The organism is Tritonibacter scottomollicae (assembly GCF_003003215.1).
In the GTDB taxonomy this organism is placed as follows: domain Bacteria; phylum Pseudomonadota; class Alphaproteobacteria; order Rhodobacterales; family Rhodobacteraceae; genus Epibacterium; species Epibacterium scottomollicae.
Genome location: NZ_PVUF01000008.1, coordinates 44,868 through 65,456, shown reverse-complemented (window position 1 = coordinate 65,456; position 20,589 = coordinate 44,868). Strand labels below are relative to the sequence as shown.

21 protein-coding genes and 1 tRNA gene are annotated in these 20,589 nt (G+C 62.7%); 9 read left to right on the top strand and 13 right to left on the bottom strand.

Going from position 1 to position 20,589, the window contains the following annotated elements:
* Positions 1 to 65: 65 nt before the first annotated feature.
* From pheT to pheS, 4 genes are all read right to left on the bottom strand, one after another.
* Positions 66 to 2,462, bottom strand: coding sequence for a phenylalanine--tRNA ligase subunit beta (gene pheT / locus CLV89_RS13460; protein ID WP_106164181.1), 2,397 nt, complete (start codon positions 2,460 to 2,462; stop codon positions 66 to 68).
* A gap of 179 nt (positions 2,463 to 2,641) precedes the next feature.
* On the bottom strand, positions 2,642 to 3,448 hold the full coding sequence (locus CLV89_RS13455; RefSeq protein ID WP_243395008.1) for a CE1 family esterase: 807 nt from the start codon (positions 3,446 to 3,448) through the stop codon (positions 2,642 to 2,644).
* A gap of 55 nt (positions 3,449 to 3,503) precedes the next feature.
* Positions 3,504 to 3,782, bottom strand: a complete 279-nt coding sequence (locus tag CLV89_RS13450) for a YrhK family protein (protein ID WP_106164180.1) — start codon at positions 3,780 to 3,782, stop codon at positions 3,504 to 3,506.
* 190 nt (positions 3,783 to 3,972) lie between these two features.
* Positions 3,973 to 5,046, bottom strand: coding sequence for a phenylalanine--tRNA ligase subunit alpha (gene pheS, locus CLV89_RS13445; protein WP_106164179.1), 1,074 nt, complete (start codon positions 5,044 to 5,046; stop codon positions 3,973 to 3,975).
* A gap of 246 nt (positions 5,047 to 5,292) precedes the next feature.
* Between pheS and CLV89_RS13440 the strand changes: the two genes are divergently transcribed.
* Entirely contained in the window at positions 5,293 to 6,267 is a 975-nt protein-coding gene (locus CLV89_RS13440) for an adenylate/guanylate cyclase domain-containing protein (protein ID WP_106164178.1), read from the top strand.
* Positions 6,268 to 6,386: 119 nt separating this feature from the next.
* Here the strand turns inward: CLV89_RS13440 and rplT are convergent, their stop codons facing one another.
* The 5 genes from rplT to CLV89_RS13415 all read right to left on the bottom strand — a co-directional run bounded on the left by rplT (position 6,387) and on the right by CLV89_RS13415 (position 10,094).
* A complete protein-coding gene (rplT, locus tag CLV89_RS13435; protein WP_024088794.1) occupies positions 6,387 to 6,752 on the bottom strand; it encodes a 50S ribosomal protein L20 in 366 nt (121 codons plus the stop codon).
* Between the two features lie 15 nt (positions 6,753 to 6,767).
* Positions 6,768 to 6,968, bottom strand: a complete 201-nt coding sequence (rpmI, locus tag CLV89_RS13430; protein WP_106164177.1) for a 50S ribosomal protein L35 — start codon at positions 6,966 to 6,968, stop codon at positions 6,768 to 6,770.
* Positions 6,969 to 7,084: 116 nt separating this feature from the next.
* Entirely contained in the window at positions 7,085 to 7,306 is a 222-nt protein-coding gene (locus CLV89_RS13425) for a hypothetical protein (protein ID WP_106164176.1), read from the bottom strand.
* Positions 7,307 to 7,343: 37 nt separating this feature from the next.
* The gene (gene pyk, locus CLV89_RS13420) at positions 7,344 to 8,789 is read right to left on the bottom strand and encodes a pyruvate kinase (RefSeq protein ID WP_106164175.1); all 1,446 of its coding nucleotides are present in this window, start codon (positions 8,787 to 8,789) and stop codon (positions 7,344 to 7,346) included.
* A 342-nt stretch (positions 8,790 to 9,131) separates the two neighbouring features.
* A complete protein-coding gene (locus CLV89_RS13415) occupies positions 9,132 to 10,094 on the bottom strand; it encodes an acetyl-CoA carboxylase carboxyltransferase subunit alpha (protein WP_106164174.1) in 963 nt (320 codons plus the stop codon).
* Positions 10,095 to 10,316: 222 nt separating this feature from the next.
* Here CLV89_RS13415 and CLV89_RS13410 point away from each other — a divergent pair, with 222 nt between their 5' ends.
* The gene (locus tag CLV89_RS13410) at positions 10,317 to 11,150 is read left to right on the top strand and encodes an AraC family transcriptional regulator (protein ID WP_106164173.1); all 834 of its coding nucleotides are present in this window, start codon (positions 10,317 to 10,319) and stop codon (positions 11,148 to 11,150) included.
* A 103-nt stretch (positions 11,151 to 11,253) separates the two neighbouring features.
* On the opposite strand, the gene CLV89_RS13405 is transcribed toward CLV89_RS13410, so the two are convergent.
* Positions 11,254 to 11,856: a LysE family translocator gene (locus tag CLV89_RS13405; RefSeq protein WP_106164297.1), complete on the bottom strand. Its 603-nt coding sequence runs from the start codon at positions 11,854 to 11,856 to the stop codon at positions 11,254 to 11,256.
* A gap of 76 nt (positions 11,857 to 11,932) precedes the next feature.
* Between CLV89_RS13405 and CLV89_RS13400 the strand changes: the two genes are divergently transcribed.
* Both CLV89_RS13400 and CLV89_RS13395 read left to right on the top strand, forming a co-directional pair.
* Positions 11,933 to 12,385: an Lrp/AsnC family transcriptional regulator gene (locus CLV89_RS13400; protein ID WP_106164172.1), complete on the top strand. Its 453-nt coding sequence runs from the start codon at positions 11,933 to 11,935 to the stop codon at positions 12,383 to 12,385.
* Between the two features lie 584 nt (positions 12,386 to 12,969).
* Positions 12,970 to 13,338: a VOC family protein gene (locus CLV89_RS13395; RefSeq protein ID WP_106164171.1), complete on the top strand. Its 369-nt coding sequence runs from the start codon at positions 12,970 to 12,972 to the stop codon at positions 13,336 to 13,338.
* A gap of 112 nt (positions 13,339 to 13,450) precedes the next feature.
* Here the strand turns inward: CLV89_RS13395 and CLV89_RS13390 are convergent, their stop codons facing one another.
* Positions 13,451 to 14,413, bottom strand: a complete 963-nt coding sequence (locus tag CLV89_RS13390) for an L-malyl-CoA/beta-methylmalyl-CoA lyase (RefSeq protein WP_106164170.1) — start codon at positions 14,411 to 14,413, stop codon at positions 13,451 to 13,453.
* 308 nt (positions 14,414 to 14,721) lie between these two features.
* Here CLV89_RS13390 and dgcN point away from each other — a divergent pair, with 308 nt between their 5' ends.
* The 3 genes from dgcN to CLV89_RS13375 all read left to right on the top strand — a co-directional run bounded on the left by dgcN (position 14,722) and on the right by CLV89_RS13375 (position 17,665).
* Positions 14,722 to 15,723 (top strand): N-acetyltransferase DgcN, encoded by a 1,002-nt coding sequence (gene dgcN / locus CLV89_RS13385; protein ID WP_106164169.1) that lies wholly within the window; start codon positions 14,722 to 14,724, stop codon positions 15,721 to 15,723.
* 105 nt (positions 15,724 to 15,828) lie between these two features.
* Entirely contained in the window at positions 15,829 to 16,794 is a 966-nt protein-coding gene (dgcA, locus tag CLV89_RS13380) for an N-acetyl-D-Glu racemase DgcA (protein ID WP_106164168.1), read from the top strand.
* A 10-nt stretch (positions 16,795 to 16,804) separates the two neighbouring features.
* Positions 16,805 to 17,665 (top strand): D-amino-acid transaminase, encoded by an 861-nt coding sequence (locus CLV89_RS13375; RefSeq protein ID WP_106164167.1) that lies wholly within the window; start codon positions 16,805 to 16,807, stop codon positions 17,663 to 17,665.
* 244 nt (positions 17,666 to 17,909) lie between these two features.
* Here CLV89_RS13375 and CLV89_RS13370 read toward each other — a convergent pair whose 3' ends face one another.
* Together CLV89_RS13370 and CLV89_RS13365 are read right to left on the bottom strand one after the other, a co-directional pair.
* The gene (locus tag CLV89_RS13370; protein ID WP_243395007.1) at positions 17,910 to 18,242 is read right to left on the bottom strand and encodes a DUF1244 domain-containing protein; all 333 of its coding nucleotides are present in this window, start codon (positions 18,240 to 18,242) and stop codon (positions 17,910 to 17,912) included.
* A 263-nt stretch (positions 18,243 to 18,505) separates the two neighbouring features.
* A tRNA-Thr gene (locus CLV89_RS13365) sits at positions 18,506 to 18,580 on the bottom strand.
* A gap of 244 nt (positions 18,581 to 18,824) precedes the next feature.
* Between CLV89_RS13365 and murA the strand changes: the two genes are divergently transcribed.
* Together murA and CLV89_RS13355 are read left to right on the top strand one after the other, a co-directional pair.
* A complete protein-coding gene (murA, locus tag CLV89_RS13360; RefSeq protein WP_106164166.1) occupies positions 18,825 to 20,096 on the top strand; it encodes a UDP-N-acetylglucosamine 1-carboxyvinyltransferase in 1,272 nt (423 codons plus the stop codon).
* Complete coding sequence (locus CLV89_RS13355; protein WP_106164165.1) at positions 20,096 to 20,572, top strand: DUF2948 family protein; 477 nt, start codon at positions 20,096 to 20,098, stop codon at positions 20,570 to 20,572. Before murA ends, CLV89_RS13355 begins: the two co-directional genes overlap by 1 nt.
* Positions 20,573 to 20,589: the final 17 nt, after the last annotated feature.

Sequence of the window (20,589 nt, the reverse complement as noted above, 5' to 3'; positions counted from 1 at the left end):
AAACGAAAAACGCGCCCCATAACAGGGCGCGTTGCTTCAATATATTTAGACGTGCAAGCGCGCGATCAACCGCGCAGGGTGCCGCCGGTGGCCTTGGTCACCTTGGTGACGATCTTCTCGCTCACCGCCTCGATGTCCTTTTCGGTCAGGGTCTTATCCGTGGGCTGCAGCCGCACCGCGATAGCCAGCGATTTCTTGCCCTCGCCCAACGCGCCGCCGATGAACTCGTCAAAGACCCGCACATCGTTGATCAGCACCTTGTCGGCACCGGCAGCGGCATTGACCAGCGTCAGTGCCTCCACATCCGCATCCACCACAAAGGCAAAGTCCCGCTCCACCGCCTGCAGATCGCTGATCGCCAGCGCGCTGCGGCTGGCGCTGGATTTGCGCGGCAGCGGAATCTCGTCCGGATAGATGGTGAAGGCCACGGCAGTGCCCTTGATGCCCAGTTCGGCCAGTACCTTGGGGTGCAGTTCGCCAAAGACGCCCAGCGTTTTCTTCGGCCCCAGACAGATGCGACCATGACGGCCCGGATGCCACCAGGCCTCGCCCTTGCGCAGGACCTGCACCTTGGCCGGTGCGCCGATCGCGGCCAGCACCACCTCGGCATCGGCCTTGGCATCATAGACGTCCCAGTTGCGCGACGCGCCATGCACGTCCTTCGGCCCGTTGCGGTTCACCAGCAGGCCCGCGATCTGGATACGCTCCTCGCCCGGCTCGCCACCGGTGAAGGCAGGTCCGACCTCGAACAGCGATACATCGGCAAACCCGCGCGCCTGATTGCGCGCTGCCGCCTGCAACAGACCGGGCAGCAGGTCCGGGCGCAGATGCGACATCTCCGAGGAGATCGGGTTGGCCAGCATGGTGGCGTCGGTGCCGCCGCCAAACAGACCCGCTGCGGCCTTGTCGATGAAGGTATAGCTCACCACCTCGTTGTAGCCGAGCGAGGCCGCCGTGCGGCGCGCCATCTGCAGGCGGCGCTGCTGCGGCGTCATCACCGGCGCCGGGATGCCTGCGGTCAGACGCGGCAGCGGCTTGCCCTCCAGCTTGGTCAGCGAAGCAATGCGGGCGACTTCTTCGACCAGATCCGCCTCGCCCTGCACATCGGGGCGCCAGCTCGGCACATGTGCCATATTGCCCTCAAGGCGAAAACCAAGCCGGGTCAGGGTCTGGCGCTGCTCGCTTTCGGGAATATCCATGCCCACCAGCGACTGCACGCGTTCGGCGTTCAGCCGGTAGCTGCGGGAATGATCCGGCACATCGCCTGCAGCGACCACATTCGACGGCTCGCCACCGCAGAGATCGAGGATCATCTGCGTTGCGCGCTCCAGCCCCTCGTAGGTGTACTCCGGGTCGACGCCACGCTCGAAGCGGTAGCGCGCATCGGAATTGACCTTCAGCGCACGGCCAGTGGTGGCGATCTGAACGTGATCCCAGAACGCGCTTTCAAGGAAGACATCCACGGTCTCCTCGGTGCAGCCGGTTTCTTCGCCGCCCATGATGCCCGCAATGCTCTCGGCACCATTGTCATCAGAGATGACCATCTGGCCCGGCTGCATCGTGTAGGTTTTCTCGTCCAGTGCCAGCAGCTCCTCGCCGCCCTCGGCCCGATGGATGCGCAGGTTGCCGGTGACCTTTGCCGCATCAAAAACGTGCAGGGGCCGGTTCTGGTCGAAGGTGAAGAAGTTGGTGATATCCACCAGCGCCGAGATCGGACGCAGGCCGATGGCATTCAGCCGATCCTGCAGCCATTTCGGCGAGGGGCCGTTCTGAACGCCACGGATCATGCGGCCCGTGAACAGCGGGCAACCATCCAGGGTATCGTCATCAATGGAGACCTTGATCGGGCTGTCGTACTGCCCCTCAACAGGCATGTAATCGCGGGTCTTCAGCGTGCCCAGACCGCGCGCCGCAAGGTCACGGGCAATGCCGAACACACCCAGCGCGTCGGGGCGGTTCGGGGTGATCGCGATCTCGATCATCGGGTCGACCTTGGCGGCGTCATTCTCCGCCAGCCAGTCCACCAGCCGCTCGCCAACCTCACCCGAGGGCAGTTCGACGATGCCGTCGTGATCTTCGCCCAGCATCAGCTCTTTCCACGATGCCATCATGCCATGGCTCTCAACACCGCGGATTTTGCCCACGGAGAGGGTGAAATCCAGCCCCGGCACATAATCGCCCGGCTTGCACAGCACCACGGTGATGCCTTCGCGCGCGTTGGGCGCGCCGCAGACGATCTGCTTTTCGCCTTCGTCGGTCATCACCCGGCAGACGCGCAGACGGTCCGCATCCGGATGCTGCTCGGCGCCCACCACCTTGGCCAGGGTAAAGGCCTTGAGGGCGTCGGCGGGGTTCACGACCTCCTCGACCTCCAGCCCGAGGTCGGTCAGGGTCTCGGTGATCTCCTCAACGCTTGCGTCGGTGTCGAGGTGGTCCTTGAGCCAGGAGAGAGTGAATTTCATCGGTCAGCGCCCTTTGGCAAAGTCATCAGGTTTGCCCATGGCAATGACAAAGATTGCCCCCGGGTTCAAGCCTTGGCGCACCGGAGCGGGACCATGACCGGCAACTGCGGCGCGATTGCCGCCGCGCGCAAGCGGCTAGCCCGCCGACAGGCGGCTCCTGCCCACCATCGCGACAGCCCTCAGGGGTAGGACGGGGCACGCCCCATCAGCTCGTCCAGCTGCCGACCGATCCAGCCATGCGGCACAAAATGCCCGCCCGGATGCAGGTCCAGCGTCACCGCCCCCTTGGCGCAGTCCCAACTGGTACGCGTAAAGGTGAGGAAGCTGCGCACCTGCCAATGGCCCTGCCCCAGCCCGGCAGCACAGCCCAGCCGCGCCCGCCAAAGCGCCACCGGATAGGTGGTGTCACCGCCCGGCCCCATTGGGAAATCCATCACCGTATCGGACAGCCCATGCACATGGCGCACCACCGGCGGCGCTTCGGCGCAGGTCTCGCGCTGGTCGATACTGCCTGCGACCGCAAGCAGCGCCGCAAGGTCATTGCCGCTCTCGCAGGCATAGCGCCAAGCCATCGCCGCCCCATAGGAATACCCAGAGACATAGATCTGCTGCGCATCCACCGGATAGCGCGCCAGGACATCCGCCAGTACCTGATCGCCAAAGCCCACATCTTCGCTGCCCGCGCGCCAGAAATCCCAGGTTTTGCGCCGCCCGTTCGGGGTGACCAGCAACACGCTCCGCCGCCGGGTGGAGGCACCGATCCGGTCGCTATTTTGCGCATGCACCCCGGTGCGCGCCCAGCCGTGAAAATGCATCAGCACCACCAGCGGCGTCTCGCCATCCCAACCGTCGGGCTCCATGACGTGATAAGAGCGCTCACCCAGCGTGCAGGGCACATCAAGACGACAGCGCTCGGCAGCAATCCCGGCGTGCAGCGGCAGCGCAAGAAACAGCAGGGCGAGAGCACAGAGAACAAGACGCAGCATAATCCGGAGCCTAGCCATCGCAGCGCGCCTGTCATCTCACATGTTTGTGGGAGGCTTATCGCTCATAGCGCTCCGCGAGCTCCTCATCCTCGCCCATGGCCGCGAGCTTGATCTCCCGGATCAGGCGGATGCTGGGCTTGGCAGCAAAGAGGATCGAGCCGATGAGGAACAGCCAGGTGCCTGCCGTCATCAGCCGCTCGGAGAAAAAGAAGATGGAGCCGATCACAAAGCTGAAGGCGGCGCCGAAATCCGCCAGCGTATAGGCGATCTCGAACCGGGCATAGCGGCGGCGTTTGGCAAGGCCGCCATGTTGGTGGTCGCGGTCAAAGAGCATGTGTGTTCTCCGGCTTTTGGGGTCCGGTGCGGAAGCTAGCGACGCAGGAGATGATTGCAAGCGATCTGATATTGGTCGACGGCAACAATAGCCCCTCGCGAATGCGCCAAGCCACCCGATCAGCCCAAATAGAAAACCCGCCTGCAAAAGGCGGGTTGTTCAGAAATGCAATGTAAGCCGAACTCAGCCTTTAGCGGCTCAGGCCCCCGTGCAGCGTCGGCACGTCAAGGCAGCTGAAGCCGTAGTGGCGCAACCAGCGCAGGTCGCTGTCGAAGAAGGCGCGCAGGTCGGGGATGCCGTATTTCAGCATCGCCAGACGGTCGATGCCGATGCCAAAGGCAAAGCCCTGATATTTGTCGGGGTCGATGCCACCGGCGGCAATCACCTTCGGGTGCACCATGCCGGAGCCGAGGATCTCCATCCAGTCGTCGCCCTCGCCGATCTTCAGCTGGCCATTGTCCCAGCTGCAGCGAATGTCGACTTCGGCCGACGGCTCGGTGAAGGGGAAATGCGAGGCGCGGAAGCGCAGATCGACGCTCTCCACCTCGAAGAAGCTTTTGACGAACTCCTCCAGCACCCACTTGAGGTTGGCCATCGAGATGTTCTCATCCAGCGCAAGCCCCTCAACCTGATGGAACATCGGCGTGTGGGTCTGGTCGTAGTCGGCGCGATAGACGCCGCCCGGACAGATGATGCGCAGCGGCGCGCCCATCTTCTCCATCGAACGGATCTGCACCGGGCTGGTGTGGGTGCGCAGCACATGCGGCGGGCGATCATCGCCCTCGGCGCGGTGCATGTAGAAGGTGTCCATCTCGGCACGGGCGGGGTGGTGGCCGGGGATGTTCAGCGCGTCGAAGTTGTACCAGTCGGTGTCCACCCGCGGCCCTTCGGCAACAGAAAAGCCCATTTCGGCAAAGATCGCGGTCAGCTCTTCGGAGGCCTGCGAGATCGGGTGGATCGAGCCCGGGCCGCGCGGGCGCGTCGGCAGCGTCACATCGAGCCATTCGGAGCGCAGACGCTCATCCAGCGCCGCATCGCCCAAGGCGGCCTTCTTGGCGGCCAGCGCCGAGTTGATCTCGTCTTTCAGCGCGTTCAGCGCCGGGCCCGCCACCTGGCGTTCCTCCGGCGTCATCTTGCCCAGCTCGCGCATCTTCAGGGCCACTTCGCCCTTCTTGCCGACAGCCGCAAGGCGCACGGCCTCCAGCGCGTTTTCATCTGCGGCTTCGGCGATCTGGCCGAGGTATTTTTCTTTAAGATCGTCCATGACGGCCCCTCACGTCTCGCTTTGATGTCCTGCTACCATACGAGGCGTCGAAAGCAAGCACCTGCGCCGCCCGTAGCCTCCACAAGGCCCCTGCCCTGTCCTCCCGGTCACAGGGACGCGCCTGTATCGACCGGTAGATCGCTGTGGCCTGATGTCACCCTGCGTCAACAAGAGCAATCCATGCCTCTTGCAAGCCAGCCCTCGAAGGCCCACTTTAAGGCGACTCCTTATCCTAGGCCCAACCTGATGCGTGACCGGATCACCCGAAAGCTGACGACGATTCTCGCTGCGGATGCAGAACAGTTCAGCACGGCCATGACAGCGGATGAGGTTGGCACCTTTACCGAGCTGCAGGCCGCAAGGGATGTGTTCTTCAAACTGATCGAGCGTCATGGCGGCCGGGTGGCCAATACCGCCGGCGACGGGCTGATCGCGGATTTCCCCTCGGTGGTCGAGGCGGTGCAATGCGCCATCGAGGTGCAGCAGGAACTGGCCGCCAAGGACAGCGCCCTGTCGTTCCGTATCGGCGTCAACCTCGGTGATGTGATCTGCGACGGTGACGACCTGATTGGCGAAGGCGTCAACCTCGCCGCCCGCCTGCAAACCATGGCAGAGCCCGGCGGCGTTTTGATCACACAGCAGGTCTACGACCACGTCAAAAACAAACTCACCATCGGCTTTGAGTATCTCGGCGACCGCCGTCCGCGCAATCTGACCGAAGACATTCCCGTCTATCGCATCTCGCTCGGCGCGCCACGCCACAGCCGCACCGCGCAGGTCTGGCAGGAACCGGATCCCTTTTCCGGTGCGCCCAAACGTGATTTCGCAGAGCCCGACAGCCCAGACCAAAGCTCAGCGCAGGCCGCCCCCCTGCGCGGCCTCGACAAACTGTGCGGACGGCGCCTGCCGCTGGATGGCACAAGCCGTGGCCTGGGCATGGTGGCCGCGGGGCTGTTTGTGCTCGACCTGATCACCGGTCGCGGCATCTGGGCACATTGGCCAATGCTGGCCCTGTTTGCGGTAATTGCCCTGCGCGAGGGGCACAGGATTGTGGGCCGGTCAGAGTTTCTGGGCGTGCCTCTGAAAATGTGGACCATCGCTGCATTTCTGTTCTGTGTGAACCTGTTCAGCTGGCAAGGGGCGCTCTGGTCCCTCTGGCCGATTGGCGGCCTCGCCCTGATCGGCCTGTTCAAGCGCCGTGGCGCCTCCCAACCCGAATAGGCCTGCGGAGACAAGCCACGAACGGCTCACCGCTGCTCCCCCGATCACATCCGCACCGCGCATAGAAAAACCCGCCGGATCGCTCCGGCGGGTCTAAATCAGCTCAGCTCAACCTGAAATCAGGCGGCCAGCGCGTCCTGTGCCTGACGCACGATTGCACCGAATGCTTCGGGCTCGTGCACGGCGAGGTCTGCGAGAACCTTCCGGTCCACTTCGATACCGGCCAGGGTCAGGCCGTTGATGAAGCGGGAGTAGGTCAGTGCCTCGTCGTGGCTGCGCACAGCCGCGTTGATCCGCTGGATCCACAGTGCGCGGAAATTGCGCTTGCGGTTCTTACGGTCGCGGGTTGCGTATTGATTTGCCTTGTCGACGGCCTGACGGGCGACCTTGAAGGTATTCTTGCGGCGGCCATAATAACCTTTGGCTGCCTTGATAACCTTCTTGTGACGGGCGTGAGTGACGGTACCACCTTTAACGCGGGACATATCTCAGAACTCCTCTTAGCGGTCGTAGGGCATGTAGCCCTTGACGGTCTTTGCGTCCGGTGCGGACAGAGTGGAGGTTCCACGCGCGTCGCGAATGAACTTGTTGCTGCGCTTGATCATGCCGTGCTGCTTGCCGGCCTGCGCGGCCAGGACCTTGCCGGTCGCGGTCACTTTGAAGCGCTTCTTGGCGCTCGACTTTGTCTTCATCTTGGGCATTTCCGTCTCCTTTTAAGTAGGTTCGCTACACACGCGACTCGGCATGCCACTTTGGCCGGTCGCGCGAACAGGGGTGCCTGTTACGGCAGCTCGCCCGAAAGGGCAAGCAGATTCGGTCAGAGAAGTTGGCCGATGACCCGGAAAAACACATCCGGCACATCCGTAAGCCTATATCCATCGGGGTGGGTCAATGCCGCCCAGGCGACACACCCGCCCCCTGAAAGCAACAACGCCACAGCCATCACAGGGCTGCGGCGATGCGCATATGCGGAAACGGCCGCGGGCACTCCAAGCCAGGCAAGAACCAGCCCAATCACCAGAACTGCATCCGCATCCATATCTACCAGCACCCTTCACTACACGAAGGGTAGCCTATTATTCCGGGTCGGTGTTGTAAATCAGGCGTTCATCACAGGGCGCGATCCGCAGGATGTTGGTGGTGCCCGGCACGTTGAAAGGCACACCGGCGGTCACAACCACCTGATCGGTTTCACCCGCGAACCCGCCCGACCGCGCCGCCCGCGCGGCGGACACCACAGCCCCCTTGAACCGGTCGACCTTGGCGGTGATGACGCAGTTACACCCCCAGCTGAGGCAAAGACGGCGGGCGGTGTTGGCCAGCGGCGTCAACGCAAGAATCGGCACATAGGGCCGCTCCCGCGCAGTCAGCAGTGCAGTGGTCCCGGACTGGGTGAAACAGCAGATCGCCTTGATCTCGGTTTTTTCCGCGATCTCGCGAGCCGCAGCCACGATGCCATCCGCGATGGTGTCGCCCTTCGATGTGCGAGAGGCAGCAATGATCTCGCGATAGGTCGGATCCTGCTCCACCTCGGTGGCCACCTTGTCCATCGTCTGCACCGCCTCGATCGGATACTGACCGGCCGCGGATTCCGCACTCAGCATGATGGCATCCGTGCCTTCATAGATCGCGGTGGCCACGTCAGAGACCTCGGCGCGGGTCGGCATCGGGCTCTCGATCATGCTTTCCAGCATCTGTGTTGCCACGATCACCGGCTTTGCGGCGGCACGGCTCTTGCGCACCAGGCGCTTCTGGATCGGCGGCACATGCGACACCGGCAGTTCGACACCCAGATCGCCACGGGCAACCATGATCCCGTCAGACGCGTCCAGAATCTCGACAAAATTGTCGACCGCAGCCGGTTTTTCGATCTTCGACAGAATCGCCGCGCGGCCATCTGCCAGGGTGCGGGCCTCGAAGACATCCTTTGCGCGTTGCACGAAGGACAACGCCAGCCAGTCAACGCCCAGCGAACAGACAAATTCCAGATCCGCCCGATCCTTCTCCGACAAGGCAGCCAGCGGCAGGATCACATCCGGCACGTTCACGCCCTTGCGGTTGGAGATCGTGCCACCCGTAGTGACCACGCAGTTGGCGAAATCCTCACCGCAGTCTTCGACCTTGAGGCGAATTTTGCCGTCGTTCACCAGCAACGAAGCCCCGGCTTGCAGCGCCTGGAAAATTTCCGGATGTGGCAGGCACACGCGGTTGATATCCCCCTCGGCCGGATCCAGGTCGAGACGGAATTTCGCCCCTTCTTCCAGTTCTTCCGAGCCGCTGGCAAACACGCCAACGCGCAGTTTCGGCCCCTGCAGGTCGGCCAAAATCGCGATGGTCGAGTCCAGATCGGCCTCCACCTGGCGGATAATCTTGTGTTTGGAGGCGATTTCTTCGTGGCTGCCGTGAGACATATTGAGGCGGAATACATCCGCGCCCGCTTCATGCAGCGCACGAATGGTCTCGTAGGTCTCGGACGCAGGGCCGAGTGTGGCCACGATCTTGACGTTGCGCGTGCGTTTCATGGGATCTCTATCCTCCGGCTGTCCGTGTTCAAAACGGCGGTGTCTCATATCAGTTCGCGCGGCAGGGCCACTGGCGGACAGACCAGCGCAGTGGCTCATGTTATCGCAAACATATTTATTGGTCTTATGGCTCAGATCACGCTGTGCCGCAACTGTTCTCCAGCTTCGCCACCAAATGATGACAGGGCGGTTAAGGACCTGTGACAGGCACACCTTATTTCACCCTGCATCACTCCGGCAACAGGGCTTCGGGCCAGATCCGCGCCCCATGCCACCCCATGACAGCAAAAAAGCCCCCACCATTCGGCGAGGGCTTCGGGATCTTTTTCCGGAGGTCGCTGCCTAGGCTGCCAGCCCCTTGGATCCGATATCGAGGAATTTCTGGCGGCGATCCGAGATCAGCGCCTTGGCATCCATGTCTTTCATCTCAGCCAGCATCTCGGTGATGGCTGCCCCGACGGCGCGATAGCTGGCCTCGGGATCGCGGTGCGCGCCGCCCAGCGGCTCCGGGATCACGCGGTCAACCACTTCGAGCGTCTTCAGGTGCTGCGCGGTCAGGCGCAGCGCTTCCGCGGCCTCGCGCATTTTCTCCGCATCCTTCCACAGGATCGAGGCACAGCCCTCCGGCGAGATCACGGAATAGACCGAATGCTCCAGCATCGCGACGCGGTTGGCAGTGGCAAAGGCCACGGCGCCACCAGAGCCACCCTCACCGATGATCACCGAAATCACCGGCACGCCAATCTTGAGGCTCATCTGTGTCGAGCGTGCAATCGCCTCGGACTGGCCGCGCTCTTCCGCGCCCTTGCCCGGATAGGCCCCGGTGGTGTCCACCAAAGTGATCACCGGCAGGCCAAAGCGGCCAGCCATCTCCATCAGCCGCACCGCCTTGCGATAGCCTTCGGGGCGCGCCATGCCAAAGTTATGGGTGATGCGCGATTTGGTGTCAGAGCCCTTCTCGTGCCCAATCACCACAACCGGCTGGTCGTTAAAGCGCGCAAGCCCGCCCATGACCGCAAGGTCATCGGCAAAATTCCGGTCGCCGGCCAGCGGCGTGTACTCGGTGAAGAGCTTTTCCACATAGTCCTTGCAATGCGGGCGCTCCGGGTGACGTGCCACCTGGCATTTGCGCCATGCGGTCAGATCCGAGTAGAGATCCGTCAGCAGCTGCGCGGCTTTCTTGTCCAGCGCGGCGGCTTCGTCATCCACATCCATTTCTTCGTTGGTGCGCGCCATCGCACGCAGCTCTTCCGCCTTGCCTTCGATTTCGGCCAGGGGTTTTTCGAATTCCAGATACTGGGTCATACTGTCTCTACTGTCACGGTTTATCCGTTATATGGACTTACCCTGCGTCCGATGCAACTCTCCGTGTCACATCCAGCGCTTTGCGCGACGGAGGAGGCAGACCACCGCCGCCCGCCTGGCTGCTGAAATGCATGCCGCTGCGGCCGCAGGGGCAAACTCAGCAAGATTTGTCACGCGGCTCTCTGGCATCACGGTGATGGCACCACAGAGAAGGACAGGCGCATGGCCACAGACTACGAGGATCGCATCCGGCGGGTGCTGGACTACATCCACAACAATCCGGCGGGCGACCTCAGCCTTGATCAGCTGGCCGATGTGGCGGCCATGTCTCGGTTTCACTGGCACCGGGTGTTTCGCGCCCTCACCGGCGAGACCTGCGGCCAATCGGTGCGCCGCATCCGGCTGCACCGCGCCGCCGTGGCGCTGGTGACGTCGCAGACCTCCATCGAGGACATCGCTGCCACCGTGGGCTATCCCAACCGCTATTCCTTCTCGCGGGCCTTCACCGCAGCCTACGGCCAGGCGCCGGGGGCCTTTCGCACGGCCGGGCTGCACCTGCCCCCTGCCGCGCTTCGCGATCCAAAGGAGCTTTTTATGTATGATGTTACCCTGCGCAGCGAACCTGCGCGCCACCTCGTCACGATCCCCCATCGCGGGCCCTACCCCGAAATTGGCCGGGCATTCGAACAGTTCTCGGCCCTGGCCACCGCCCGCAATCTCTGGCCCGATCTTGGCCCCGTCATCGGCGTCTATCTCGACATGCCCGGCGCGGTGCCGGATGCCGAACTGCGCAGCTACGCCGGGGCTGAGTATCGCGCCGACACCACCCCCGAGGGTCTGGAGCCGTTTGACTTACCCGGTGGCAAGTCTGCCATCCTCACCTTCAAGGGGCCATATGTCGGGCTTTCAGCGGCCTATGACAGCCTGTTTGGCGGCTGGCTTCCGCAATCCGGCGAAACCCCGGCGGATGAACCCTGCTATGAGATTTATCTGAACGATCCGCGCAGCACCGCCCCCGAAGACCTCCTCACCGAAATCGTGCTGCCGCTGAAATAGAGCGCCAGCCGTTTTCGGCCCCGCCGAAAAAGGGCGCGCAAAGGCCCCTGGATGGGGGTTTTGCGCGCCACAACCCGATGTACGTTTCTGGGTCCGCAGGGGATCAATGCGGCCAGATCACCGGATAGAGCGAGCCCACCAGCAGCACGGCCATGGTCCAGTTGAAGGCCATCAACCGTCGCGGGCTGGTCAGAAACCGCGCCATTTGCTGGCCCAGCACCGTCCAGGACCCCACCGAAGGCAAGTTGATCGCTCCAAAGATCACACCAACAAGCAGGATCGCCCAGAGCGTATGATCCGGCGTGTAGGCGCTGATCGCCGTCAGGGCCATCGCCCAGGCCTTTGGATTGACCCACTGGAAGGCCGCCGCCTGCAGGAAGGTCATGGGGGTGCCCACATCACCGTCCGCCCCGGTCTTGGCCGCCCCTGCGTTGGCGATCTTCCACGCCAGATAGAGCAGATAGATAACGGAGCCGACCTTCAGCACCGTGTAGCTCACCGGATAGGCGTCAAAGACCTGCACCAGCCCTGCCCCCACCAACAGCACCATGAACACGAACCCCAGCGCCACCCCCAGCATATGCGGGATGGTGCGGCGAAAGCCGAAATTGGCACCGGACGCCATCAGCATCAGATTGTTCGGCCCCGGTGTGATCGAGGAGACAAAGGCGAAGAGCGCAAGTGCGGCAACAAGGTCATAGGTCATCATGCGCAATACCTTGCCGCGAGACCGTGCAAATGAAATTGCAAACTTGCACCGTTATCGCGTATTTACACAACAAATGGCGAAATCAGACCGAATAAACCAGCACATATTGCGTGAACTCACCAGCGACGGACGCCTCTCGAACCTGGAGCTGGCGGAGCGTGTGGGCCTGTCGCCCTCCGCCTGCCTGCGCCGCGTGCAGGAGCTGGAACGCGATGGGGTCATCACGGGCTACCGCGCAGTGCTTGACCCGCAGGCCATGGGCGTGGGGTTTGTCACCTATATTGGTGTGGGCCTGGGCGAGCACACCAAGGAGGCACAGGAGGCCTTTGAACGCGCAATGCGCAATGCGCCGGAGGTGGTGGAGTGCCACAATATCACCGGCACAATCGAGTATCTGCTGCGCGTCGAATGCGCCGACCTCAAGAGCTACAAACAGTTCCACACCGAAATCCTCGGCACCTCGCCCTTTGTGACCGCGATCACGACCTACGTTGTGATGGGATCGCCCAAGGATCAGCGCGCCTGATCCGGGCGCAACGAGCACCATGCGCGTTGCATACCCGGCGCACGCCGCCTCAGCGAAATGTTCTTGATCTCTCGCTAGGATCTCAGGTGATCGCGATCATCGACCGGGCCTGACATCCCGGTCACCTAGGAACCGGCTCTCCCTGACGGGAGGCGTGCAGAGACAACGTTTAGCGCGCGGGTGGATACACCCGTCCATCTCCGATCTGGCGGCGCCGCCCCTTATCGTCCTGACATATCAGATCCCCAGCCAATCCGAGGATCTCACACACAGCATCACTGACACGGCGCCCCTTCACTGGGACCGCCGGTTGTTCTGCTGCCGACAAGGCCGGTCTGGAGGGCTTGCGCCGCGCTGCGCGCGACGCCGCAGGGCCGGGGCCGCGCCTTCGGCGCGGCCCCGGCTTGGCCCAACGCTTTTGGGTCAGGTTTGCCCTGATCCGCAAAGGGGCGGGAGCGCTCCCCTCCCACCCATCTCGAAACCTCACAGTGCGCGCATTGTCTGGGCTGCAATAAACGCTTGAGCTCAACCCCACTTGAGGCCGCAAGATCCCCGCAACGCCCTCATGCAGGAGAACGATCGACATGGACTTCACACAAGCGGGTATCATTCTGTTCACCCCCCACTATGAGGCCTGCATCGTTTTCTACGGTGAAGTCTTGGGGCTGACATTGCTCCACAGCATAGACCGTCCGGGAGAGACCCTGAGCACCTTTGACCTGGAGGGATCCTACCTGATGATCGAACCGGAAGAGGCCGCAGGTCCGCGTGAGAGCGGGCTGCCGCTCAAACTACGCTTTAACGTGGCTGACGTGGTCGCCCGCTGTGAAGAGCTGCGGCGGCGTGGTGTGAAGGTCACGCTGCACCACTACAGCTGGGGCACCACTGCAGAGTTCCACGACCCGGCAGGCACCCGTTGCGCGCTGCGGTCAGATGCGGGGTTTGGACTGTGAGATGTGGACAATCACGCCCGGTGCGGGAAGAGCGCGCGAGGAAGAAAGGCTCTGCCTCGCGCGCCGGGACGTTGTCCGCTCGACGTGGTAGCGACAGCGCAGTCGCCGCGCTTCAGCCGCTTTTGGCGATAAGTTCGGACTGCGCCACGATGACTTCGGCCTGTTTGATCGAGGCGATGTCGACCAAACGACCCTTGTAGACGGTTGCGCCCGCACCGCTGGCTTTGGCCTCTTCCATGGCGGCGAGGATGTCGCGCGCCTCGGCGACGGCCTCTTCTGACGGGGTGAAAACCTGATTGGCCAGGGCGATCTGTTTGGGGTGGATCGCCCATTTGCCGACCATGCCCAGCGTCGCGGAGCGTTTGGCCTGCGCGATATAGCCCTCGTCATCGGAGAAATCGCCAAAGGGGCCATCCACCGGCAACACACCATGGGTGCGACAGGCGGCGACAATGGCGGCTTGCGCCCAGTGCCACGGATCGGACCAATGTTTGGTGCCTTCGCGGAGCATATAATAGTTTTCCTGCGTGCCACCGATGCCAGTGGTCTGCATCCCCATGGAGGCGGCAAAATCCGCCGCGCCAAGGCTCATGGCCTGCAGGCGCGGGCTGCTGGCGGCGATGGCCTCGACATGGGCGATACCTGCGGCAGATTCGATAATGACCTCAAAGCTGATCGGCTTTTGACGGCCCTTGGCACGCTCGATCGCCGTCACCAGCGCGTCCACCGCATAGACATCCTCGGCGCAGCCCACCTTGGGGATCATGATCTGATCAAGCCGCGCGCCCGCCTGCTCCAGCAGGTCCACGACGTCGCGGTACCAATAGGGCGTATCCAGCCCGTTGATGCGCACGCTCAGGGTCTTGCGGCCCCAGTCGATCGTATTGATCGCCTCGATCACATTGGCGCGGGCCTGATCCTTGTCCGAGGGGGCCACGGAATCCTCGAGATCGAGGTTGATCACATCCGCCGCAGAGGCGGCCATTTTGGCAAAGAGTTTCGTGTTGGAGCCGGGACCGAACAGCTGGCAGCGGTTGGGGCGGGCCGGGGGCGTGGGCTGAAGGCGAAAGCTCATCTCTGGTCTCTCCGGGTTCATAAATTCCAAAATGGGTTCATGTTTTGGTATTTCGTTACTCACGCAATGGCAAGTCTTATTTGCAGTTGCAGCATCTCAATGATGCCGCACTTGCATAGTCTTTCTTCGCGATCCGCGTCATCTCACGCGTATTCTGGCGTAGGGTGGGAGTATCTTCGAAGAATAGACCTATTGCTCGAAGAATTCGCCTCGAAGGCCTGCTGCACTGGCAAATTAGACAGGAAGTTGCAGCGCGATTGCCGCAAGCTACCTTGAACTCTGACGAATTCCAAAAAAGGACGCTGGATATGATCGAGACCCCTTATCTCCTGTTCCTCGGCGATGCGCCCGACATGCTGGCCGCCAAAGTTGCCATTGGCATCCGCGACTGGCGCCCTGACCATGCGGTTGGCCAGATCAGCCTGCCCGGCTGCGGTGCAAACCTCGGCCTCACCGAGATGACCCTTGAAGAAGCCAAAGCCGCTGGTGCCAAAACGCTGGTGATCGGTGTTGCCAACCGGGGCGGCAAGATCAGTCAGGAATGGAAAAAAGTGTTGGTGCAGGCGCTGGAAGAGGGCTTTGACCTTGCCTCCGGGCTGCACAACCTCTTGCGCGACGAGCCGGATCTGGCCGCCGTGGCCGAAGCGACGGGGCGCACCCTGCATGATGTGCGGGTGCCTTCAGTGCAGTATCCGATCGCCGATGGCGTCAAGCGTCGCGGCAAGCGGTGCCTCGCTGTGGGTACCGATTGTTCCGTGGGCAAGATGTACACCGCACTGGCAATGGACGCAGAGATGCAGGCGCGCGGTATCAAATCCACCTTCCGCGCCACCGGACAGACCGGCATTCTGATCACCGGTGACGGTGTGCCTTTGGATGCGGTGATCGCTGACTTTATGGCGGGTTCCATCGAGTATCTCACCCCCGACAATGATGACGACCACTGGGATCTCATCGAGGGTCAGGGATCGTTGTTCCACGTGTCCTATTCCGGTGTGACCATGGCGCTGGTGCATGGCGGCCAGCCCGACGCGTTGATCCTGTGTCACGAGCCGACCCGCACTCATATGCGCGGTCTGCCCGATTATGATGTGCCCTCGCTGGAGGAACTGCGCGATGTGGCCCTGCCGCTGGCGCAACGGGCCAACAAGGACTGCAAGATTGTCGGCATTTCCGTGAACACCCAGCATCTGGGTGAGGAGGAAGCGGTGGCGTATCTGAAGGAAGTTGAGGGCCGCATGGGCCTGCCTGCGGTGGATCCCTATCGCCACGGTGCCGGTCGTCTGGTGGACGCGCTGGCTGCGGTCTGATTGAACATCTTTGCCGGGGGCGTCTGCGGATCTCGCAGGAGCCTCCGGCGGAGGTATTTTTGAAAAGATGAAGAAGGGGTGGCGGCGCTGCCCGAAGGGAGAGCCATGAAAATCACTGTCACCCCCGATGTGTTCAAACTGGCGCAGGTGTTCACCATCTCGCGCGGATCGCGCACCGAGGCCAAGGTGCTGACGGTTCGGGTTGAGGATGGAGATCATGTGGGCTGGGGCGAATGTGTGCCCTATGCGCGCTATGACGAGACGCTGGAGTCGGTAACGGCAGAGATCGAAGCGCTGCCTGAAGCGTTTACGCGCGCGGAGTTGCAGAGGCTGCTGCCTGCAGGGGCCGCGCGCAATGCGGTGGATTGTGCCCTGTGGGATCTGGAGGCCAAAAAGGCCGGAAAGCCGGTCTGGGAATTGGCTGGGCTGGATCAGCCGGGGCCAGAGATCACTGCCTATACGCTGTCGCTGGCCTCTCCTGAAGAGATGCAGAAACAGGCCGCAGAGAATGCCCATCGTCCGCTGTTGAAGATCAAGCTTGGCACGCCAGAGGATATGCCCCGCCTTGAAGCGGTGCGCGCGGGCGCGCCCGAGGCGCGGATCATCATTGACGCCAATGAGGGCTGGTCGGCCGAGGTTTACGCCGAGCTTGCACCGCACCTGCTGCGCCTTGGGGTGGAGCTGGTGGAACAACCCCTGCCCGCAGGTGAAGATGAGGCCCTGATCGGGATGGAACGTCCGGTGCCGGTCTGCGCCGATGAGAGCGCGCATGACTGCGCCAGCCTGCCGAAACTCAAGGGCAAATATGATGTTGTGAACATCAAACTGGACAAGACCGGCGGCCTGACAGAAGCCTTGAAATTGCGCGATGCGGCGCTGGCCGAGGGCTATCAGGTGATGGTCGGCTGCATGGTGGGATCGTCGCTTGCGATGGCGCCCGCGACGCTGGTGGCGCAGGGTGCGTTGGTGACGGATCTTGACGGGCCGCTGCTTCTGGCCGAAGACCGCCCCGAACCGCTGACTTTTGACGCCGACGGGGTGCACCCCCCTCGGCCTGCGCTCTGGGGCTAAGGAGACGACCATGACCCGTACCGTATATGTAAACGGCGACTACCTGCCGGAAACCGAGGCCAAGGTCTCTATCTTTGATCGCGGCTTTCTGATGGCGGATGCGGTCTATGAGGTGACCTCGGTGCTGGGCGGCAAGCTCATTGATTTTGAGGGCCACGCGGTGCGCCTGAAGCGGTCGCTGGATGAGCTGGAGATGGCCGAGCCCTGCACCAAGGACGAGCTGCTGGAGATCCACCGCAAGCTGGTGGAGCTGAATGGTATCGACGAGGGGCTGGTCTATTTGCAGGTCACGCGCGGCTCGGACGGGGACCGGGATTTTGTGTTCCCCTCCGCCGACACCAAGCCGACCATCGTGTTGTTTACGCAAAACAAACCCGGTCTGGCCGATAGCCCGGCGGCCAAGAAGGGCGCCAAGATCATCTCGATCGAGGACATCCGCTGGGGCCGTCGCGACATCAAGACCGTGCAGCTGTTGTACCCCTCCATGGGCAAAATGATGGCGAAGAAAGCCGGCGCAGATGATGCCTGGATGATCGAGGATGGCCATGTGACCGAGGGCACCTCGAACAACGCCTATTTCGTCAAGGATGGCGTGATCGTCACGCGCCCGCTGTCCAATGACATCCTGCACGGCATCACCCGCAAGGCGGTGCTGCGCATGGCCGAAGAGGCGCAGTTGAAGGTCGAAGAACGCCTATTCACCATCGACGAGGCAAAAGAAGCCGACGAGGCGTTTACCACCTCGGCCTCTGCCTTTGTGATGCCGGTCGTGGAGATCGACGGTGTCGCGCTGGGGGACGGCACGCCAGGCCCGATCGCCAAGCGCCTGCGCGAGATTTACATTGAAGAAAGCGTCAAGGTGGCGGTCTGAACACCGCGAGACGTGACGCAATTATTCAAAAGGCCGCTCCCTTGGGGGCGGCCTTTTTTTGCTGTCACTGATCCTACATTCCCAAAGCTGACGCCGCGCAAGATAGCTGTTTGAGGGAAGCCTTTTGGCGCGCTGCCCCTTGGCCGCGCCGGGCGCAGCAGGGGGCGGGCTATGCTGTGCCTCCCAGTCCAGAACAACGGTGGCCTGCGTCCCTGCCCGCGCCAGCGCAGGAACACGGGCCCGCTCAGCCCTTATCGGTGCCGACGTTTTCTGCAAAAGCCTGCTTGAACGCATCCTGCGTCTGCGCGCAGGCATCGGTCTGATAGTTGGCTTTCCACTCCGCCATGGTCATGCCGTAGAAGATCTCGCGCGCATCCTCCTTACCCATCTCGATGCCCCTCTCGTTTGCCGCTTCCTGATACCAGCGGCTGAGGCAATTGCGGCAGAACCCCGCAAGGTTCATCATGTCGATATTCTGCGCATCGGTCCGATCTTCCATCAGATGCTTGCGCAGGCGACGGAAGGCAGCGGCTTCCAGTTCCAATTGCGTCTGGGCGTCGATATCCGGCTGGGTCATGTCTCGCTCCTGTAGGTGTGTTACGTCAGAGGTAGCAACGACAACGACCTGCGGCAAGGCGGGACGCTCGCCCGCCCGAGACCGCTACGGGGCAGAATCGGACGGCTTAGTGCCGTGACCCGCAGCGCGATCACAAGCTGCGAACGACGGCGATTCTGGCCGCGAGCACCGCACGACAAGTAGCGCGCAGCAAACACCAAAGCGACAAGTGACGACGCTCAAGGCAGAGGAGCAAGTCATTGATTTGATTTGGGGGATTTCCATGGTGCTGCTGGAGAGAATCGAACTCTCGACCTCTCCCTTACCAAGGGAGTGCTCTACCTCTGAGCTACAGCAGCGCCGTGAGGGGGCTTCTATGCATATTCGCTGAGGGATGCAAGTCCATCTGGACGGTTTTTTTTGACTAAGTTAGACAGGCTATATGGCAGAGAAAAACAAACCTTCCGGCAACCGGTCCGAGGCCTCTCGCGAGGACCGCCTGAAAGCGGCCCTGAAGGCAAACATGGCCCGGCGAAAGGCGCAAGCCAAGGCCCGGACCACACAAAAAGACGACGCTTCGCGCGACGCTAAAGGATAGAGCAGATGGATTCGATTTTGGTTACAGGCAACGGCCCGCTGCACGGAGAGATTCCGATCGCCGGGGCGAAAAACGCCTGCCTGACACTGATGCCCGCGACCTTGTTGAGCGAAGAACCGCTGACGCTGACCAACGCGCCGCGGCTCAGCGACATCCGCACCATGACCGCGCTGCTGCAATCGCTGGGGGCCGAGGTCTCGGCACTGCAGGACGGTCAGGTTCTTGCGATGTCGAGCCATGGGCTCGACAATCACACCGCCCATTATGACATCGTGCGCAAGATGCGCGCCTCGATCCTCGTGCTGGGGCCGATGCTGGCACGCGACGGCCACGCCGTGGTGTCGCTGCCCGGCGGCTGCGCGATCGGCGCGCGCCCGGTGGACCTGCACCTGAAGGCGCTCGAAGCGCTGGGGGCGGAGATGGAGCTGCGCGACGGCTACGTGCACGCCAAGGCCCCTGGCGGGCGCCTGACCGGCGGCACCTTCGAGTTCCCCATCGTTTCCGTTGGTGCAACCGAAAACGCCCTTCTGGCGGCGACATTGGCCAAGGGCACCACGGTGCTGAAAAACGCCGCCCGCGAGCCGGAAATCATCGATCTCGCCGACTGCCTGCGGGCGATGGGCGCGCAGATCGACGGCGACGGCACCGAGACGATCACCATCCAGGGCGTCGACCGGCTGCACGGCGCGACGCACCCGGTGGTCACCGACCGGATCGAGCTGGGCACCTATATGCTGGCGCCTGCGATCTGCGGCGGCGAGGTCGAGCTGCTCGGCGGACGCCGCAACCTGCTGGAGGCCTTCTGCCAGACGCTGGAAGCCGCCGGTGTTGAGGTCAGTGAAACAGACAAGGGTTTGAAGGTGGTGCATAAATCCGGCCGCGTGAAGGCGGTGGATGTGGTCACCGAGCCCTTCCCGGGCTTCCCCACCGACCTGCAGGCACAGATGATGGCGCTGATGTGCACCGCCGAGGGCGTGGCGACGCTGGAAGAGAAGATATTCGAGAACCGCTTCATGCATGCCCCCGAGCTGATGCGCATGGGGGCGCAGATCGACGTGCAAGGCGGCACGGCCAAGGTGACCGGCGTCGAACGCCTGAAGGGCGCGCCGGTGATGGCCACCGACCTGCGGGCCTCGGTTTCGCTGATCCTCGCCGGGCTTGCGGCCGAAGGTGAAACCCGCGTCAGCCGGGTCTACCACCTTGATCGCGGGTATGAACATGTGGTGCGCAAACTCTCCGCCGTTGGGGCGAAGGTTGAACGCATCAAGGAAAACTGATGTCGGATGCAAGCTTTGAAGATGGCCGCGAACGCCCGCTGAACCTCGGTGCCTATGAGGCGGCGGACTTGGAGGTGATCTCCTCGCTGGTGCAGGACGCGGTGTTCCCGGTGACCGAGATGAGCTGGCGCGCTTCGGCGCGCCGCTTTGCCATCCTGATGAACCGCTTTCGCTGGGAAGACCGCCCCGCCGCCGAACGGCGTGGCCGCGCCTATGAGCGGGTGCAATCGGTGATGGTGGTGGACAATGTGCTTGGCATCGCTTCGCAGGGGATCGACCGGAGCGACAAGAACGTGATCCTGTCGCTGCTGTCAGTCACTTTCGAGCCGGGCGAGGATGGCGCTGGCCATCTGCTGCTGACGCTCGCTGGCGATGGCGCAATCCGGCTTTCGGTCGAGGCGCTGGACGTCACGCTGAAGGACGTCACCCGCCCCTATCGCGCCCCCTCGGGCCATGTGCCGCAGCACGGTGATTGACAGAGTGGCTTGAGGCC

Excerpts from the sequence above, each read along its gene's own strand:
- CLV89_RS13400 (WP_106164172.1), top strand. The coding sequence starts at position 11,933 with ATGGCGAAATCAGACCGAATAAACCAGCACATATTGCGTGAACTCACC.
- dgcN (WP_106164169.1), top strand. The coding sequence starts at position 14,722 with ATGATCGAGACCCCTTATCTCCTGTTCCTCGGCGATGCGCCCGACATG.
- murA (WP_106164166.1), top strand. The coding sequence starts at position 18,825 with ATGGATTCGATTTTGGTTACAGGCAACGGCCCGCTGCACGGAGAGATT.
- CLV89_RS13370 (WP_243395007.1), bottom strand. The coding sequence starts at position 18,242 with ATGACCCAGCCGGATATCGACGCCCAGACGCAATTGGAACTGGAAGCC.
- CLV89_RS13395 (WP_106164171.1), top strand. The coding sequence starts at position 12,970 with ATGGACTTCACACAAGCGGGTATCATTCTGTTCACCCCCCACTATGAG.
- CLV89_RS13355 (WP_106164165.1), top strand. The coding sequence starts at position 20,096 with ATGTCGGATGCAAGCTTTGAAGATGGCCGCGAACGCCCGCTGAACCTC.
- CLV89_RS13375 (WP_106164167.1), top strand. The coding sequence starts at position 16,805 with ATGACCCGTACCGTATATGTAAACGGCGACTACCTGCCGGAAACCGAG.
- pheS (WP_106164179.1), bottom strand. The coding sequence starts at position 5,046 with ATGGACGATCTTAAAGAAAAATACCTCGGCCAGATCGCCGAAGCCGCA.
- pheT (WP_106164181.1), bottom strand. The coding sequence starts at position 2,462 with ATGAAATTCACTCTCTCCTGGCTCAAGGACCACCTCGACACCGACGCA.
- rpmI (WP_106164177.1), bottom strand. The coding sequence starts at position 6,968 with ATGCCCAAGATGAAGACAAAGTCGAGCGCCAAGAAGCGCTTCAAAGTG.
- CLV89_RS13390 (WP_106164170.1), bottom strand. The coding sequence starts at position 14,413 with ATGAGCTTTCGCCTTCAGCCCACGCCCCCGGCCCGCCCCAACCGCTGC.
- CLV89_RS13440 (WP_106164178.1), top strand. The coding sequence starts at position 5,293 with ATGCGTGACCGGATCACCCGAAAGCTGACGACGATTCTCGCTGCGGAT.
- CLV89_RS13455 (WP_243395008.1), bottom strand. The coding sequence starts at position 3,448 with ATGCTGCGTCTTGTTCTCTGTGCTCTCGCCCTGCTGTTTCTTGCGCTG.
- CLV89_RS13410 (WP_106164173.1), top strand. The coding sequence starts at position 10,317 with ATGGCCACAGACTACGAGGATCGCATCCGGCGGGTGCTGGACTACATC.
- rplT (WP_024088794.1), bottom strand. The coding sequence starts at position 6,752 with ATGTCCCGCGTTAAAGGTGGTACCGTCACTCACGCCCGTCACAAGAAG.
- CLV89_RS13405 (WP_106164297.1), bottom strand. The coding sequence starts at position 11,856 with ATGACCTATGACCTTGTTGCCGCACTTGCGCTCTTCGCCTTTGTCTCC.
- CLV89_RS13415 (WP_106164174.1), bottom strand. The coding sequence starts at position 10,094 with ATGACCCAGTATCTGGAATTCGAAAAACCCCTGGCCGAAATCGAAGGC.
- pyk (WP_106164175.1), bottom strand. The coding sequence starts at position 8,789 with ATGAAACGCACGCGCAACGTCAAGATCGTGGCCACACTCGGCCCTGCG.
- dgcA (WP_106164168.1), top strand. The coding sequence starts at position 15,829 with ATGAAAATCACTGTCACCCCCGATGTGTTCAAACTGGCGCAGGTGTTC.
- CLV89_RS13450 (WP_106164180.1), bottom strand. The coding sequence starts at position 3,782 with ATGCTCTTTGACCGCGACCACCAACATGGCGGCCTTGCCAAACGCCGC.
- CLV89_RS13425 (WP_106164176.1), bottom strand. The coding sequence starts at position 7,306 with ATGGATGCGGATGCAGTTCTGGTGATTGGGCTGGTTCTTGCCTGGCTT.